Annotated in this window: 14 protein-coding genes; 7 read left to right on the forward strand and 7 right to left on the reverse strand. The window is 73.7% G+C overall.

Annotated features, from left to right (window positions below; translation table 11 throughout):
* Positions 1-403 precede the first annotated feature (403 nt).
* From AB0O36_RS06065 to AB0O36_RS06075, 3 genes are all read right to left on the reverse strand, one after another.
* Positions 404-1,318 carry a hypothetical protein gene (locus AB0O36_RS06065; RefSeq protein ID WP_365104725.1) on the reverse strand — a complete coding sequence of 305 codons (915 nt, stop codon included), beginning with the start codon at positions 1,316-1,318 and terminating at the stop codon, positions 404-406.
* 524 nt (positions 1,319-1,842) lie between these two features.
* Positions 1,843-2,718, reverse strand: coding sequence for an aldo/keto reductase (locus tag AB0O36_RS06070; RefSeq protein WP_365104728.1), 876 nt, complete (start codon positions 2,716-2,718; stop codon positions 1,843-1,845).
* Positions 2,715-3,716: an NAD-dependent epimerase/dehydratase family protein gene (locus AB0O36_RS06075; protein ID WP_365104730.1), complete on the reverse strand. Its 1,002-nt coding sequence runs from the start codon at positions 3,714-3,716 to the stop codon at positions 2,715-2,717. The genes AB0O36_RS06070 and AB0O36_RS06075 overlap by 4 nt, the downstream gene beginning before the upstream one ends.
* 70 nt (positions 3,717-3,786) lie before the next feature.
* Between AB0O36_RS06075 and AB0O36_RS06080 the strand changes: the two genes are divergently transcribed.
* Positions 3,787-4,698, forward strand: a complete 912-nt coding sequence (locus tag AB0O36_RS06080) for a LysR family transcriptional regulator (RefSeq protein WP_365104732.1) — start codon at positions 3,787-3,789, stop codon at positions 4,696-4,698.
* A gap of 107 nt (positions 4,699-4,805) precedes the next feature.
* Here the strand turns inward: AB0O36_RS06080 and AB0O36_RS06085 are convergent, their stop codons facing one another.
* On the reverse strand, positions 4,806-5,753 hold the full coding sequence (locus AB0O36_RS06085; RefSeq protein ID WP_365104735.1) for an alpha/beta fold hydrolase: 948 nt from the start codon (positions 5,751-5,753) through the stop codon (positions 4,806-4,808).
* Positions 5,754-6,169: 416 nt separating this feature from the next.
* Between AB0O36_RS06085 and AB0O36_RS06090 the strand changes: the two genes are divergently transcribed.
* Positions 6,170-7,315 (forward strand): helix-turn-helix domain-containing protein, encoded by a 1,146-nt coding sequence (locus tag AB0O36_RS06090; RefSeq protein WP_365104737.1) that lies wholly within the window; start codon positions 6,170-6,172, stop codon positions 7,313-7,315.
* Positions 7,316-7,389: 74 nt separating this feature from the next.
* Positions 7,390-7,794: a hypothetical protein gene (locus AB0O36_RS06095; protein WP_365104739.1), complete on the forward strand. Its 405-nt coding sequence runs from the start codon at positions 7,390-7,392 to the stop codon at positions 7,792-7,794.
* 55 nt (positions 7,795-7,849) lie between these two features.
* Here the strand turns inward: AB0O36_RS06095 and AB0O36_RS06100 are convergent, their stop codons facing one another.
* Together AB0O36_RS06100 and AB0O36_RS06105 are read right to left on the reverse strand one after the other, a co-directional pair.
* Positions 7,850-8,584, reverse strand: coding sequence for an SOS response-associated peptidase (locus tag AB0O36_RS06100; protein ID WP_365104741.1), 735 nt, complete (start codon positions 8,582-8,584; stop codon positions 7,850-7,852).
* A gap of 148 nt (positions 8,585-8,732) precedes the next feature.
* A complete protein-coding gene (locus AB0O36_RS06105) occupies positions 8,733-9,284 on the reverse strand; it encodes a hypothetical protein (protein WP_365104744.1) in 552 nt (183 codons plus the stop codon).
* Between the two features lie 549 nt (positions 9,285-9,833).
* On the opposite strand from AB0O36_RS06105, the gene AB0O36_RS06110 reads away from it, so the two are divergent.
* The 4 genes from AB0O36_RS06110 (at position 9,834) to AB0O36_RS06125 (ending at position 13,822) form a co-directional block, all read left to right on the forward strand.
* Positions 9,834-10,370: an NUDIX hydrolase family protein gene (locus AB0O36_RS06110; protein WP_365104747.1), complete on the forward strand. Its 537-nt coding sequence runs from the start codon at positions 9,834-9,836 to the stop codon at positions 10,368-10,370.
* A gap of 128 nt (positions 10,371-10,498) precedes the next feature.
* Entirely contained in the window at positions 10,499-11,407 is a 909-nt protein-coding gene (gene puuE / locus AB0O36_RS06115) for an allantoinase PuuE (protein ID WP_365104750.1), read from the forward strand.
* A gap of 491 nt (positions 11,408-11,898) precedes the next feature.
* Positions 11,899-12,966: an AraC family transcriptional regulator ligand-binding domain-containing protein gene (locus AB0O36_RS06120; RefSeq protein WP_365104753.1), complete on the forward strand. Its 1,068-nt coding sequence runs from the start codon at positions 11,899-11,901 to the stop codon at positions 12,964-12,966.
* 373 nt (positions 12,967-13,339) lie between these two features.
* Complete coding sequence (locus AB0O36_RS06125) at positions 13,340-13,822, forward strand: lamin tail domain-containing protein (protein ID WP_365104756.1); 483 nt, start codon at positions 13,340-13,342, stop codon at positions 13,820-13,822.
* Between the two features lie 92 nt (positions 13,823-13,914).
* Here the strand turns inward: AB0O36_RS06125 and AB0O36_RS06130 are convergent, their stop codons facing one another.
* Entirely contained in the window at positions 13,915-14,484 is a 570-nt protein-coding gene (locus AB0O36_RS06130) for a hypothetical protein (RefSeq protein WP_365104759.1), read from the reverse strand.
* Positions 14,485-14,555 lie beyond the last annotated feature (71 nt).

Here is a 14,555-nt window from a genome sequence, read left to right on the forward strand (position 1 = left end):
GCAGTCGCGGACACGCGAAGCCGGTACGTGTACCGGGCGTGCCCGGCCGTATCGGCTATTGCGGTCGTCATGGTGATCAAACTATTCGACCCCACTGACAGTCCGAGAAAGCACAGGTCAGACCAGATGTGCAGAGAACTCCGCCGCTACGCCGCTCCGCTCCAAGGACCCATTCCTCCCCGGCCTGAAGGCCGGGGCATCCTGGGAGAAGTCAGGTGACCGCGGAGCGACTCACCCTCCCCCTCCCCCTCGCTCCTCACCACCTCGCGCCCCGCTTGCGTACGCCGTGCGGGGCCGGCCCGGCCCTTGCGGGCGGGCCGGCCCCGCAGGACCGGGAGGCCGTCGACGTACGCCGGCGAACCGGCCCTTCAAGCCGTCAGACTCAGACCTCAGACCTCAGACGTCAGGCCTCGTACTGCCCGGTGGACGCCATCGAGCGGCGCCACAGGGCCGATGCGGCCAGGGTGAGCAGGGCCGCGGCGCCGAGCAGCGCGATCGCCGCCGCCCAGGGGGAACCGGCGGCCACGCTGCCCTCCAGGAAGCCGGCGCCGCGCACACCGTCGAGGATGTGCAGGATGATGATCCCGGAGGCGAGGGACGCGGCCACGGCCCAGCCGATCGGGGTCTCCCGCACCGCGAGCCACACTCCGGCCGGCAGGCAGAGCGCGGCGACGGCCGCGGGCAGCAGGACCGCGAGACCCTCCCCGAACGCCGTGCCGGGATCCGACGGCAGGTGGCCGAGTGCGCAGACGAAGAGCAGGACGACCGCGGACCGGCGCAGCCACGCGTGCACCGCGGACGGCGCGGCGTCCCCGTTCCCGTCCGCCTCCGCCGGGACGCCGTGGCGGACCGTCTCCGGCGGGTGTGCCGGGGCCGCCGCCGGGGAGTCCGGCACCCCCGGGGCCTCGTGCCGGGCGGTCCGCCGCCCCTCGCCCACCGCGTTCGGCTCGTGCCCGGCGGCGGAGGGGTCCCAGTCGCTGCTGTCGTCCTCCAGGAGGGAGACGAATTCCACGACGTCGTCGATGGGCCTGCCGACGGCGATGGCACGGAGGGTGGTTTCGGCCTGGTGGAGGTCCACCCCGGAGGCGTTGAGGCGCGCCACCAGTTCCCGTACTTCCTCCAGTGGTCTGGACACCGCCGCGGCGCGCAGCGCCATGTCGGCGGCGCTGGTCACCCGTCCGGTGCGCGTCAGGAGGACGACGAGCGAGGCGACCTCTTCCAGCGGGCGTTCGGCCGCCGCCGTCCTCAGGAGGGTGAGTATCGCGGCGTCGCCGCCTTCGGCGGCCGCCGACACCTCGGCGGCGATCGCTCCCGGCACCGATCCCGTTTCCGGTGAACCCACCGGTCCGGCCACCGATGCGGCCACCGATCCGGTTTCCGGTGCGGCTTGTCCTGTGCCCAGTGGCGCCCCGGGGGCCTCGGGTGCTGCGGGTGCTGCGAGTGCTGCGGCCGGTGGTGGGGCCTGCGGTGCGGCTTCGCGCGCTGCCGCGGCTCCGGACACCACCGCTGCGGATGCGTGCACCTCCGCGGATGCCGGCGCCCGTGCGGGCAGTGCTGACGACGCGGCGGGCTGTGGTGGGGGCGGGGCGAGGGGGTGTACGGGGTGGGAGGGGCCGGAAGGCACCGGGGGGTGACCGGCCGGCTGTTGGCCGAAGTCGTCTGCGGCAGGGATGTTGAAGGGGTTGGGGCTCATAGCCAGCTCCGTTCACGGACCGCCGTCGGGCGTCCGTGGTGATCTCTTCTCTTCGAGCGCGTGAAGTGCACGCCTAGCCCCAATTAGGGTGGTTCCGTCGGCAGTACGCCATCCGGGAAGGGCTCTGCTGAGCCGACAGGGGGACCGGCTCACGCATTGAGGCGGGCGAGCTGGCCCGACGTGAGGGTCAGATCGGCGGCGGCTGCCGAGTCCCGCGCGGAATGGGGGCGACTCGCTCCGGGGATCGGGATCACGACCGGGGCGCGGGAGAGCAGCCAGGCCAGGCAGACCCGTTGGGGGCTGACCCCGTGTTCCGCCGCGACCCGGTGGAAGGCCGTGCCGGACGGGGCCGGCCCCGACGGACCGTCCAGTGCGCTGCGCGAAATGCCGCCGAGCGGGCTCCAGGGCAGGAAGGCCAGGCCCAGTTCCGCACAGCGGCGCAGCTGGGGTTCGCTGTCGCGGACGGCCGGGGAGTACTGGTTCTGCACCGAGACCAGCAGGTCGCCGAGGATGTCCCGGGCCTGGTCGAGCTGTTCGACGGACACGTTGGAGATGCCGGCGGCACGGATCTTGCCCTCCTCGGCCAGCTCGCGCAGGGTGCCCACCGATTCCGCCCAGGGCACCTCCGGGTCCGGCTTGTGCAGCTGGTACAGGCCGATCGTCTCGGTCCCGAGGCGGCGCAGCGATCCTTCGCAGGCGCGCCTGAGGTGGTCGGGGCGGCCGTCCACCGTCCAGGAGCCGTCGCCGGGCCGGCCTCGGCCGCCCTTGGTGGCCACCAGCACGGAGTCGCGGTCCGGGCCGCGCTCGGCGAGCGCGCGGGCGATCAGCAGCTCGTTGTGGCCCGTCTCTCCGGCGTGCCAGTGGTACGAGTCGGCCGTGTCCAGCAGGGTGACGCCCGCGTCCAGCGCGGCGTGCAGGGTGGCGAGGGCGCGTTCGGGGTCGGGCCTGCCCTCCACGGACAGCGGCATGGCGCCCAGCCCGATCGCGGACACCCGTGTTCCGCCGATGCGGCGTGCGGTGCTCATCGGTGACCTCCCCCGAGGGACTCGCCCGCGGCCCCTCCGAGGGCCTCGTCGACGGCCTGCGGCAGCCAGTCGGTGACATGGCCGAAGGTGAAGCCGAGGCGGGTCGCCCGCGCGTTGTCCATGGCGTAGGAACGGTCGAAGGAGAACGGGGACGCGGCGCTCCCCGAGTCCACGTAGGAGAAACGGGGGCGGCGCCCGGCGCGGTCGCCGACGAGTCCGCTGAGCCCTGCGACGTCCAGCGCGCCGTGGGAGCAGGCGTTGACCGGTCCGGTGAACGGGGACCCGGCCGTCCAGTGCAGGAAGTCGGCGATCTCCCGGTGGTGGATGAAGGAGGTCGGGTACGCGGACCGGTGGGCCAGGACCGGCAGGCCGGCGGAGATACGGTCGGCGTAGTGGGCCAGCCGGCCGGTGAAGTCGGCCCGTCCGCCGCCCAGGACGTGGGCGGTGCGCACCACGGCGGTGGGGAAGAGGGGATCGGTCAGGAGCACGCTCTCGGCCTGCCGCTTGCCCTCCGCGTACGCCGTGGCCTCGTCGGCGCCGGCCGGGACACCGGGGACGGGCCGGCCGACCGGATCGAGGACGTCCTCGGTGCGCAGCAGCCCGGCTGCGGGGGCGGCCGGAAGGGCCGCCGGGAAGGCCGCCGGGAGACTCTGGGGGAAGGTCTCGGGGAAGGTCTCGGGGAAGGTCGCCGGGTCGTAGACCTCCATCGTCGAGGTCATCACGTAGCGTCCGGTCCGGCCCGCGAACACCCCGCGGGCGACGGCGGCCTGCGCCGGGGTGTAGAGGACCTGGTCGATGACCACGTCGAAGGTGCGGGAGCCGAGCGCGGCGCGCAACTGCCGCTCGTCGTCCCGGTCGGCGACCACGTGGGTCACCCCCTCCGGTACGGGGGCCGAGCCGCGGTTCACCACCGTCACCCGCGCGCCCGCGTCGCGGAGCAGTTCGACCAGGTGCCTGCCGAAGTACCGGCTTCCGCCGATCACACATATGTTTCGCATGCCCCGACTCTGCCGCGATAACGTCACCGGCAGAACTGATCACTGACTGAACGGGTATGAAGGAAAACTGATGATCGACGTGCAGCGGCTGCGCGTTCTGCGGGCCGTCGCCGAACACGGCAGCTTCAACCGGGCCGCCGCGGCGCTCCTGTTGACCCCTTCGGCCGTCTCCCAGCACATCGCCGTGCTGGAGCGTTCCCTGGGGCAGCCGGTGGCGATCCGCAGCACCCGCGGGGTGACCCTGACCGAACCCGGCCGGCTGCTGGTGGAGGCCGCCGAGACCATTTCGGCCGAACTCGACCACGTACGGCACCAGATCGACCGGCTGGGCGCGTCACGGCCCCGGCTCACCGTCGCCACCTTCACCAGCGGCGGCCGTTTCCTGCTGCCCGGAGCCCTGGCCCGGTTCGTCGCCGTCCACCCCGAGGTGGAACTGACGGTGCGGGAGAGCGAACCGGAGACGGCCCTGCCGATGGTCCGGCGCGGCGAGGCGGACCTCGCGCTCACCTACCGGTTCGACGGGCCGCTGCCGGTCCGGCCGGGCGAGCGGCCGGGCATCGAGTGGACCCCGCTGATGGACGACCCGCTGTCGGTCGTCCTGCCCCGCGGCCACCGGCTGGCCGGGCGCGGTGCCGTCGGCCTCGGGGAACTCTCCGCGGAACGGTGGGTGCTGGGCTGCCTGAAGACGGAGGCGTACCTGCGCCGCCACGCGGAGCGGGCCGGCTTCGAACTCCGTGTGGCGGCCTCCACCACGGACTACTTCTTCGCCCAGAGCCTGGTCGCGGCCGGTGTGGGGGTCTCGCTGGTACCGAAGGTCTCGCTGGACGCGGCCCCCGGGCTCGCCGTGATCGACGTGGAACCTCCACGCCCGGCCCGGTACATCGGAGCGGCCACTCCGCGCCGGAGCCGCCCCCACCCGTACGCGGCCCCCTTCGTCGCGGCCCTGACGGCTGCGGCCGACGCCCGGGGCGGGCCGGCGTAGGCCCCGAGCGGCCCGCCCGCGCCGTCCCGCCGGCCGTGCAGCCCAGGCGGGGTGCCCGGCGCGCGGGGAGGAGCGCGCCGGGCGGGACCGGTCGGGGGGCGGCAGCGTCAGAGGAGCGGGCCGAGGAGAGGGAGGACCACCCGGCACGGGATCTCGCGCGGGTGGGCGGGGTCGAGTGCGTTGAGCACGTGGGTCAGGGCGACCGGGTCGTAGCCGATCTCCAGGTGGTCGGTGGCGTCGAGCGCGCACCGGTCCTGCACGGTGATGTTGGTGACGTGTGGTCCGGACGGCAGGAAGGCGTTGGCGTACGGGGTGACCACCTCGTCGTGGCGCGTGGCGATGACGGTGTACTCGACACCCGGGACGGTCATGCCGCCCTCGTTGAGCTCGGCGAGGAAGCGCGACCCGGTCTCCTGCTCGACGCAGGCGGCGCAGGTGGTGTCGAGGAGGGCGTTCGCCGGCTCCAGGATGTGGAGCGTACGGCCGAGTTCGGTGATGCCGGACAGGGTGGTGCCCTGGTTGTTGGGAGCGATGCCGACGAGCCTGCCCACCTTGGTGGCTCCGCCGAGGTTCTTCAGGTAGTAGCGGGGCAGGAGTCCGCCGCCCTGGGAGTGCCCGACGAGGTCGGCCTCGGGGGCACCGGTGGCGGCGAGGACCCGGTCGACGAAGTCGGACAGGTCGCGGGCCGAGTCGGCGATGGGACCGGTTCCCTGGACCGGGGAGCCGGCGGGAGCACCGTAGTCGAACGCGTAGACGCAGTAGCCGGCGTTGGCGAGCAGTGGGGCCGCGCCGCGCCAGTAGTCGTTCATGTTCTCCAAGGTGCCGTGCACCAGGACGACCGGGTTGGGATGGGCGGCGCCGGGGCGGCAGGACCAGTCGTTCGCCCCGGGGGGTGCCGTTCCGGGACTGGCGAAGCCCTTCACGAACCCGGCGGCGAAGGAGTACTCCACCGGGTGCGAGGGGGTGGCGGCCGCCGGCTGTGCTCCGGCGGTCATGAGGCCGGCCGCGGTGAGCGCCGCGACGGCGAGCGCCCGTGCTCGCGTCAATCGCATCATTCACACCTTTCGATTCCCGCCGGAATTCCCTGGCGTCCGGCGGACGGATGCCGAAGCTAGGTGGGCCCCGGCGGCGTCGTCAACGCACGGCACAAGGCTCGGGGAAATACTCCGGGCGGGTGCCATTGTTTTCCGAACGGGGACGGGGAAACTGTCACGGGCGTGAGCGTCGCGCGGGCCCCGGAGTGACAGTTGGGGCGGGGACGTGCACGCCAAACCCATTGACTCGCCGGTAACTTCACCGGATACTCCCTGCTGTGCCTGGACCTTGGGGGACCCTTCCGCGACAGTTCTCGAAAGAGCTGAGGGCCGAGGAGAAAAGCCTCGCAGCCGAGATCATCAGGGAGATCAGGGCGGCCATCCCGGAATTCTCGCGCCCCCTCTCGGGGCAATTCGGGGCGGGAATCCAGAAGGGGGTGGAGACCGCACTCGCGGAGTTCGCCGACCGGGTCGAGAACGCCGGCGGCCTCGACCCGGAGCGGCTGCGGATCTACCGCTCGCTCGGCCGCGGCGAGCTCACCGAGGGCCGCAGCCTGGACGCGTTGCAGGCGGCGTACCGGCTCGGCGCCCGGGTCGCCTGGCGGCGCTACGCGCGCGTGGCACGGCGCCACGGGCTGGGGCCGGAGCCGCTGGTGACCCTCGCGGAGGCGGTGTTCGCCCACATCGACGAGATCGCGGCCGCCAGTGTGCAGGGGTTCGTCGAGGCGCGGACCGACCGCGCGGGGGCGCTGGGCCGCGCGCGGCACCATCTGCTGCGGGCCCTGCTGGACGGGGCGTCGGAGGACGAGGTCCGGCACGCGGCCGAGGCGGCCGACTGGGAGCTGCCGGAGCGCGTGGTGTGCGTGGCGCTGGACCCGCTGCCCGCCGGCCGGCCGCGACCGCCCCGGCTGCCGGAGGCGGTCCTCGCCGACTTCGAGCCGCCGGAGGGCCATCTCCTGCTCCCCGAAGGGGAGTTGTTGCTCCATGACCGGCAGGTGCTGGAGGCGCTTCGGGGCCGGGGTGCGGTGATCGGTCCGCCGGTGCCCTGGAACCGGGCCGCGCGGTCGCTGCGCTGGGCCCGCACCCTGCGCGCCCACTCCCCCGAGCGGGCCGGCGTACGGTCCGCGACGTACGCCGAGCCGGGGGCCGAGCCGGATGCCGGGCAGTACGCCGGCCCGGACGTCGGGCAGTACGCCGAGCCGTTGGACGGACGCGACCGGCTCGCGGACCTGCTGCTCCTCGCCGACCGTCCGCTCGTCGCGCTGATCGCCGAACGGCGGCTCGCACCACTGGCCGGCCTGTCGGCCAAGCAGCGCGAACGGCTCTCGGCGACACTGCTGGCCTGGCTGCAGTCGGACCACGGCACCGCGCCCGAGGTGGCGGCGCGCCTGCGGGTCCATGCGCAGACCGCACGTCAGCGGCTGCGCCGGGTGCAGGAACTCTTCGGGGAAGCCCTCCTGACACCCGGGGCCCGGTTCGAACTGGAGGTCGCCCTGCGTGCGTCGGGATCGGTACCGGCGGAACGGGCCGACGGCACCGACCGGGCTGTCCGGTCCGACCGGGCTGTCCGCCGGGCGGAATAATGGCGGGAACGGCCTGCCGCCCGCCCCGGTGTGCGGTCACGGCCGGACCGACAGCAGAGATGGATCGTGGATCGATGACGTTGACAGAGGGCCGGCGGGTGAAGCTGGCGGCGGACCTCCTCCTGGCCGGATCGCTCGTCCCGGCCGGCCACTCCCCCGAGGACCGGGAGCACCCGGATGCCGCCGTGGGGTCGCTGTCCCTGGGGGCGGGCACCGAGGGCACCGTGGAGCGGGTCCACGGGATCCGGGAGGAGCAGGAGAGCATCGAGGTCCGGGAGTACGTGCGGCTCAAGTCGCTCCTGGACGACTTCGGCCACCAGATGCCCCCGGGAAGCAGGAAGCAGCTCGAGGAGCAGGTCGGCGCCCTGGAAGCCGAGTGGACGGCTCACCGGCAGCGCAGGCCGCGCGTGACGGTCCGCGTCCGCCTCGACAACGGGTTCGTCCTCGATGCCCTGGAGGACGTGTTCACACCCGTCTGAGCCGGCCGGCCGGGCACTCCTGCGGACGGCGATGCCGAAGGCGCGGTGACGGCTCTCAGGCCGGCAGCGGGTCGAGCAGGTGGGGTCCGTTGTTGCGGACGCTGTTGACGGCCGTGCTGACCGCGGTGGCGGTCAGGCGGCCGTCGGCCGGTGTGTGGAGGAGGGCCCGCAGGCCGGCGGCGTGCTCGTTGACGGGGTCCAGCCAGCGGGCGTAGTCACCGGGGTCGAGGGCCAGGGGCATGCGGGGGTGGATGCGTCCGGCCGCGTCGGTGGCCTCGGTGGTGATGATGGTGGCGCTGGTCAGCCAGGCCGCCGGATCCTCGTCGTCGGCCACGGCCGGATCGCGCCAGAACTCGTACAGCCCGGCCATCGCCATCACGCCCCGGTCCTCGGGGCGGATGAAGTACGGCTGCTTGTACGCCCTGGTCTGCGCGGTAGCGGGTACGGTCACCCACTCGTAGAAGCCGTCCGCGGGCAGCAGGCAGCGGCGCCGGCCGAAGGCCCGCCGGAAGGCGGGCTTCTCGTGCACCGTCTCCACCCGCGCGTTGATCATCCGGGAGCCCACGGACGGGTCCTTGGCCCAGGACGGCACCAGCCCCCACCGCACGGGCCTCAGCTGCCGGACCACCTCGCCCGACTTCCGGTCGGCACGCTCCAGCACCGCCCACACCGGGTCGGTCGGAGCCACGTTCCACGAGGGGCCCGGCGCGTCCCGACCGCCCTCGGGGCGCGCGTCGAAGAGCCCGGAGAGGTCGTCCGGGGCCCGGGTCGAGGCATAGCGACCGCACATACCCCCACTGTGCCACCCGCGGCGGGGTCGCCGGGGCGGGCCACACCGGTGCCGTGGACGGGGCGCGACGGCCGGGCCGGTCCACGGGCCGGGGCGGTCGGGCGGCCCGGGGCGGCCGTGCGGCCCGGGGAGGAGCGCGGCGGGGTGGTCAGGACGAGCGGCGGGGGCGTACGGGCCGGCGCGGGCGGCGCCGGACCTGGGGGTCGTCGCCGGTGGCGGCGGGGGAAGAGAAGCCTCCCGGGACCGCGGCCGGGGCCGGGCGGCCCGTGGCGGGTGCGGGAACCATGGCGGTGCCTGCGGGAGGCGCCGCAGCGGGTCCGGCCGGCGCCCGGCCGACGACGGACATGTGCGGGATCATCGGGGCGCAGGCCTGGCACACCTCGGCCAGGGTCCAGACCTGCCCGACCGCGGCGTTGTGCACCAGGACCAGGAGCGTGGTGCCGGAGCAGTGGACGCGGTCGTCGTGGAGGGAGCACTGCCGGGCCCCGCAGGCGCAGGCCGCGTGGGGGCGGGGCGTGGCCAGCCGCGCGTGTGCCTTGGCGTGTTCGGCGGCGAAGCGCTTCAGGGCCGCGGTGTCCCTCGACCGGGGCGGCATGCGGCAGGCTTCGGTGCTGCAGGTGACGGAGGCGGTGTGGTCTGCGTGGCCGGTGAGCCGAACCGTCCAGGTCCGGCCGGGCACACGGGTTGCAGAGGTGAGCATCGAGTCCGGGTCCGATCGTCATGAGTCAGGTGGGTTGCGTCGTGCTGCTGCGGGTCTGGGTCGCGGCGGGGTGGACTTCGCGGGGCTTTCGGCCCGGGCGGTACTTCCCGTAGCGCGGACTCCGGCGGCAGAGTCGAAGGACGACCTCAAGGGGTGTGACCTTGTTGTCGCACGGGCCGCCGACCTTGTCAACATCGCCGGTCACACGACCGTGTGGCACATGCCGTCGGCCGGCCGGTCCCTGCGGTCCGCACCACCCGGGACGCGTGGGGTGCGGGGCCCTGCGGAGAACACGTCACGGCGGGCCACGGCAGGCCGGTTTGAGGGGATTTCAAACCTGCGAAGCACGATGCCCCGGTCCGCCCCCGGTCCGCACCGGTTCAGCCGTCCGACGCACGGGGACGGTTCGCGGGTGCGGGATGGTTCGAGGAGGAGTCCGGATGGGCACACGTTCGTGTGACCGGTCGTTCCGACGCGTCGTCGGGTCGGCCGTGGGCGAGTCGGGGCGTGCTGCCTGCGGGCGGCCCCTTCGGAAAGTATGATCACGCGATGGCTGATATGACCGAAACCACGCCCGGCTGGCTTCCCACGGACGAACTGGAAATGGCCCGGGCCCGGATGCCGATCCTGTACGTCGAGGCCGTTCCCGTACGCGTGGACGACAGCGGCGAAGTGACGAGCATCGGACTGCTGCTGCGCATCGGTCCGGACGGAACGGTCAGCCGGAACCTGGTGTCCGGCCGCGTCCTGCACCACGAGCGGATCCGTGACGCACTGCTGCGGCACCTGGAGAAGGACCTCGGCCCGGTGGCGCTGCCCCGTGTCCCCGCCTCCCTCCAGCCCTTCACCGTGGCGGAGTACTTCCCCACCGCGGGCATCAGCTCGTACCACGATCCGCGCCAGCACGCCGTCTCCCTCGCCTACATCGTGCCCGTGACCGGCGACTGCCGGCCCCGTCAGGACGCGCTCGACCTGGTGTGGTTCACCCCGCAGGAGGCCGCCTCGCCCGCCGTGCAGAACGAAATGCCCGGTGGGCACGGGGTCTTGCTGAAGCAGGCGCTCGCCCACGTGGGGCATACGTACTGACGCGGCGCGGGCGACGCGGGACGGCGCGCCACGATTGGTGCGGGTGGTGCGGGTGGTGCGGGTGACGCAGCACGACGCGACGCCGGCGACGAAGGACTCGGCGGACGGACGGCGGTAGGGTTCCGCCCGTGTACGGGCATCAGCGCGACCTCGTCGGCTACGGCGCCGAGCCGCCGCACGCCGCCTGGCCCGGTGGTGCCCGCGTCGCCGTCAGCCTCGTCCTGAACTACGAGGAGGGCGGCGAGCAGAACGTCCTCGAAGGCGACCCCGCCTCGGAGGGCTACCTCCACGAGATCGTCGGCGCACCGCCGGTGGTGGGCGGGCGGGACCTGAACGCCGAGTCGATGTTCGCCTACGGTGCGCGCGCCGGGTTCTGGCGCGTCCACCGCACGCTCGCGGCCCACGGCGCGCCGCTCACCGTCCACGCCGTGGAGCAGGCGCTCGCGCGCAATCCGGACGCGGCACGGGCGATGGGCGCCGCCGGCTGGGAAGTGGCGGGCCACGGCGGGCGCTGGATCGACTACCGGCACGTGCCCGAGGAGGTCGAGCGCGCCGACATCGCCCGCACGGTCGCCACCGTCGAGCGGCTCGTGGGACGCCGTCCGGCCGGCTGGTACACGGGCCGGACGAGCGCCCACACCCGGCGTCTCGTGGCCGAGGAGGGCGGCTTCCTCTACGACTCCGATGACTACTCGGACGACCTGCCGTTCTACGTCGAGGCCGCCGGGCGGCCGCATCTGGTGGTGCCGTACAGCCTCGACGCGAACGACTTCAAGTTCCTGATCGTGCACGGCTTCACGACCGCCGACGACATGCTCGCGTACCTCGTCGACACGTTCGACGCGCTGCACGCCGAGGGCGCGGACCGCCCGCGGATGATGAGCGTCGGACTGCACGGCCGGATCATCGGGCGGCCGGGCCGCATCCGTGCGCTCGACGGCTTCCTGCGGCACGTCGCACAGCGCGGCGGGGCGTGGCTCGCCACGCGCGAGGAGATCGCACGTCACTGGCTCGCCACGCATCCGCCGCCGGCCTGAGCGGCACGGTCGCGAGTCGCCGTACCGGTCCGCCCAGCCCCCCTCCGGGTCTGTGCGCTCCCCCGTGGTGCGGGGCAATCGCACAGACCCCGGCCCGCAGGGGCCTCCGGTGTTCCGGAGGCCGCCGCTGCGGACCTTCCCCCCTTCCCGCTCTCCCCTCCCCGAGACCCCCGTACCCGAGCAGAGGTGAGTGGAGACTCCGGCCGTACGCCGGGCCGCCCGTGGGCGGCGACCGCGTCGTGCGGGAACGATCTCAGGCTATGGGGCCTGAGGGCGCCCTTCCGGGGGCAGCACGCGCCAGCGGGGGGACCGCGCGCGCCACCGGGCCGGCCGATCGCGCTGGTCAGTCCCCCTGCCCGTCCGGACCGGTCCGGTGGGCGTGCCGGGACTCCGCGCCCCGCACCGGGGGACTTTTCGCGCCGTGTTGGGGACATCTCACGCCAGAGGCCCGTGAAGAGCTGGCACTTGGCGCTCGTCTATGCTCAGCCCCTGTGGTCTCGCATGCTCACCAGGGGACGATGTCCTCCGCCCTCGCCCGTCTGAACGTCAACGCCGCCCGCAGCCTCGGCGTACCCACGGACGGGTACGCGCACCTGCTGGGCATCGCCCCCGAGCACCTGGGCGACGACCTGTGCCGCGCCCCGGTGGCCACCAGCGTCCGCATCGTCGAACTGGCGACGGCGCTCACCTCCTGGCCCGAGCTGGCGCTGCTGATGGCGCAGGGGGCACCCATGGGCAGTCTCGGGGTGTGGGACTACCTGTTCACCTCCGCTCCCACTCCGCTCGAAGGGATGCGGGACGCCGCGGCGCACCTGGCCACCATCGCCGACGTGACCACGGACTCCGTACGGATCACGGAGGACGGCGGGCAGATCACCATCGCGCATGCCAACGAGGCCGATCTGACCCATGAGGGGGCCTGTGCCGTCCTCGCCTGTTCGCTCGCCGTCTACCAGCGGCGCCTGGGCGAAGCGGCGCAGCGGCAGCTCGTTCCGCTCCGCGTGTCGCTGGCCGCCAGGGCGCCGCGCCGCCACGAGGCCCTGATACGGCTGTACGGGACCCGCACCATCGGCTTCGAGGCTCCGGTCAGCTCGATCACCTTCCTCGCGGCCGACCTGAAGGCGCCGGCACCGCGTGCCCAGCCGGGCCTGTCCGCCGTGCTCCGAAGACACGCCGAGCAGACCCTGGCCTCGTCCATACCCCTGCACAACTGGCTGGACCTGTTCCGGACGGCCCTGGCGTCCGTCCACGACGAGAGCACCCCGACCCTGCCGGCCGTCGCACGCCGCATGAACCTCAGCGCGCGCACGCTCCAGCGCCGCCTGGAGGACCACGCCACCACGTGGCGGCACGAGCTGGAGGCCGTGCGCCGGGCCCACATCACCGAGCTCCTGCGCAGTACGGACCTCGGCATCGAGGCGATCGCCGCCCGCAGCGGGTACGCCGACGCGCGCGCCCTGCGGCGGGCCGTCCAGCGCTGGTACGGCACCACCCCCGCCGGCCTGCGCCGCACCGGCCGTCTCCACGGCGGCACGGACACACCGGAGTCCGACCGCTAGGGCGAGCCCGGAGCCGGAGTTCCGCATGTGGTGCTGCCGCCGGACCGGGCGGCGAAGCGGCTGTTACACGGTCGCGCACCCGTTCGGCCCAGCGTTCCCGGTGATGTGCGGGACCGTTTCCGCAGCGCTGAGGGCCGCTGCGTCAACCCGGTCTTGATCCGTGGTCGACCCAAGGGACGGTCATCGAAATGTCCGCATCGGGTAACACGCACGCGAGTTGCGCGGTATGGGGTGGTTCGCACGCCAGAGTGTGGGTCCTCGGCAGTACCCCGGGAACCGCACGGAGACCGCCCCGCCCGCCGGGGCGGGACCGGCGGGTCCGGGCCCAGCCGAGCCGAGCCGAACCAAGCTGCACGACCGAGGAGTCATCCGCATGTCCGCTTCCTTCACCACCCGCCGTCTTCTCGCCACGGTCCTCGCCGCCGGCGCCCTGGTGGGCGCGGCCGCGCTGCCCGCCGCCGCCCACGACGACGACCGGCACGACCGCCGTGGCCGGCACTCCTCGATCGTGATCGGCGACGTCCAGCACGAGGGACGCGGCCGCGGCAGCCGGGCCCTGAACGCCGAATGGGTCGAGGTGAAGAACACCGGCCGGCACTCGGTGAACCTGCGCGGGTTCACCCTCTCGGACCGGGACGGCAACCGCTACCGCTTCGACCACCTGCGTCTGGACGGTCACTCCAGCGTCAGGGTCCACACCGGCCACGGCCGTGACACGGACCGCGACGTCTACCAGGACCGCCGCCGGCTGATCTGGGACGCGCGCGACACCGCCACCCTCCGCGACGAGCGCGGGAACCTCCTCGACACCGCCTCCTGGGGTGACCGCGGACACCGTCACGACCACCGCCGCTGATCCCGGCCGCTTCGGCGGCGGCCTTCGGCACGCATCGGCGTGCATCGGCAGCCCACTCCGGTGGGCTGCCGCCCCGTGCGGCGGACGGGCGCTCACAGTGATTCGTCGGCCGCCTTGTCCATGAAGGTCTCCAGCGCGGTGAGCTGCTGCCGTACCGCCTCGCCGAACTCGGCGTCGATCTTCTTGGCGTCGGCGCCCGCCGGTCCCTTCGTGTACCAGCCGGTCGCGATCTCTCCCACCCGGGCGGAGGTGGTCTCGATGTCGTCCAGGCCGGGCCGGTCGTCCCTGCCGGTGACCAGGCGGGCCGTGGCGAGGGCCCGGGCCAGGTCGGTGTTGGCCGTGGCGTACCGGTCCTCGAACTGGCGGCGGCGGTCGCCCTCGCTCTCGGCCGGGTCGAGGCTGATGTTGAGCAGCCGGCTGGACTGCTCGACGAACTTGTTGGTGCTCCCGGCGAGATCGACGTAGGCCGCGCGGCGGATGTCGGCACGGCGCGCCTGCGCCTCGTAGCGGTGGGTGTCCCTGGCCTCGAAGTAGGCCAGCATGCTTCCGGTCAGCCCGGCGAAGGCGCCGATCAGGGCTCCCACGAGCGCGGCGAAGGCGGGGCCCCGCTGCCGCTGCCGCCCGGTGTCCCGGTCGCCCGCACCGTCCTGCTTCTCTGCCATGCACTACCCGTACCGCGGCCGGGAGGGCACGGCACCTCCACCGCCCGGAGGGGCGGGCCGGGCCGCGGGGC

The sequence above is a fragment of the Streptomyces sp. NPDC089799 genome (assembly GCF_040684755.1).
GTDB lineage: Bacteria > Actinomycetota > Actinomycetes > Streptomycetales > Streptomycetaceae > Streptomyces.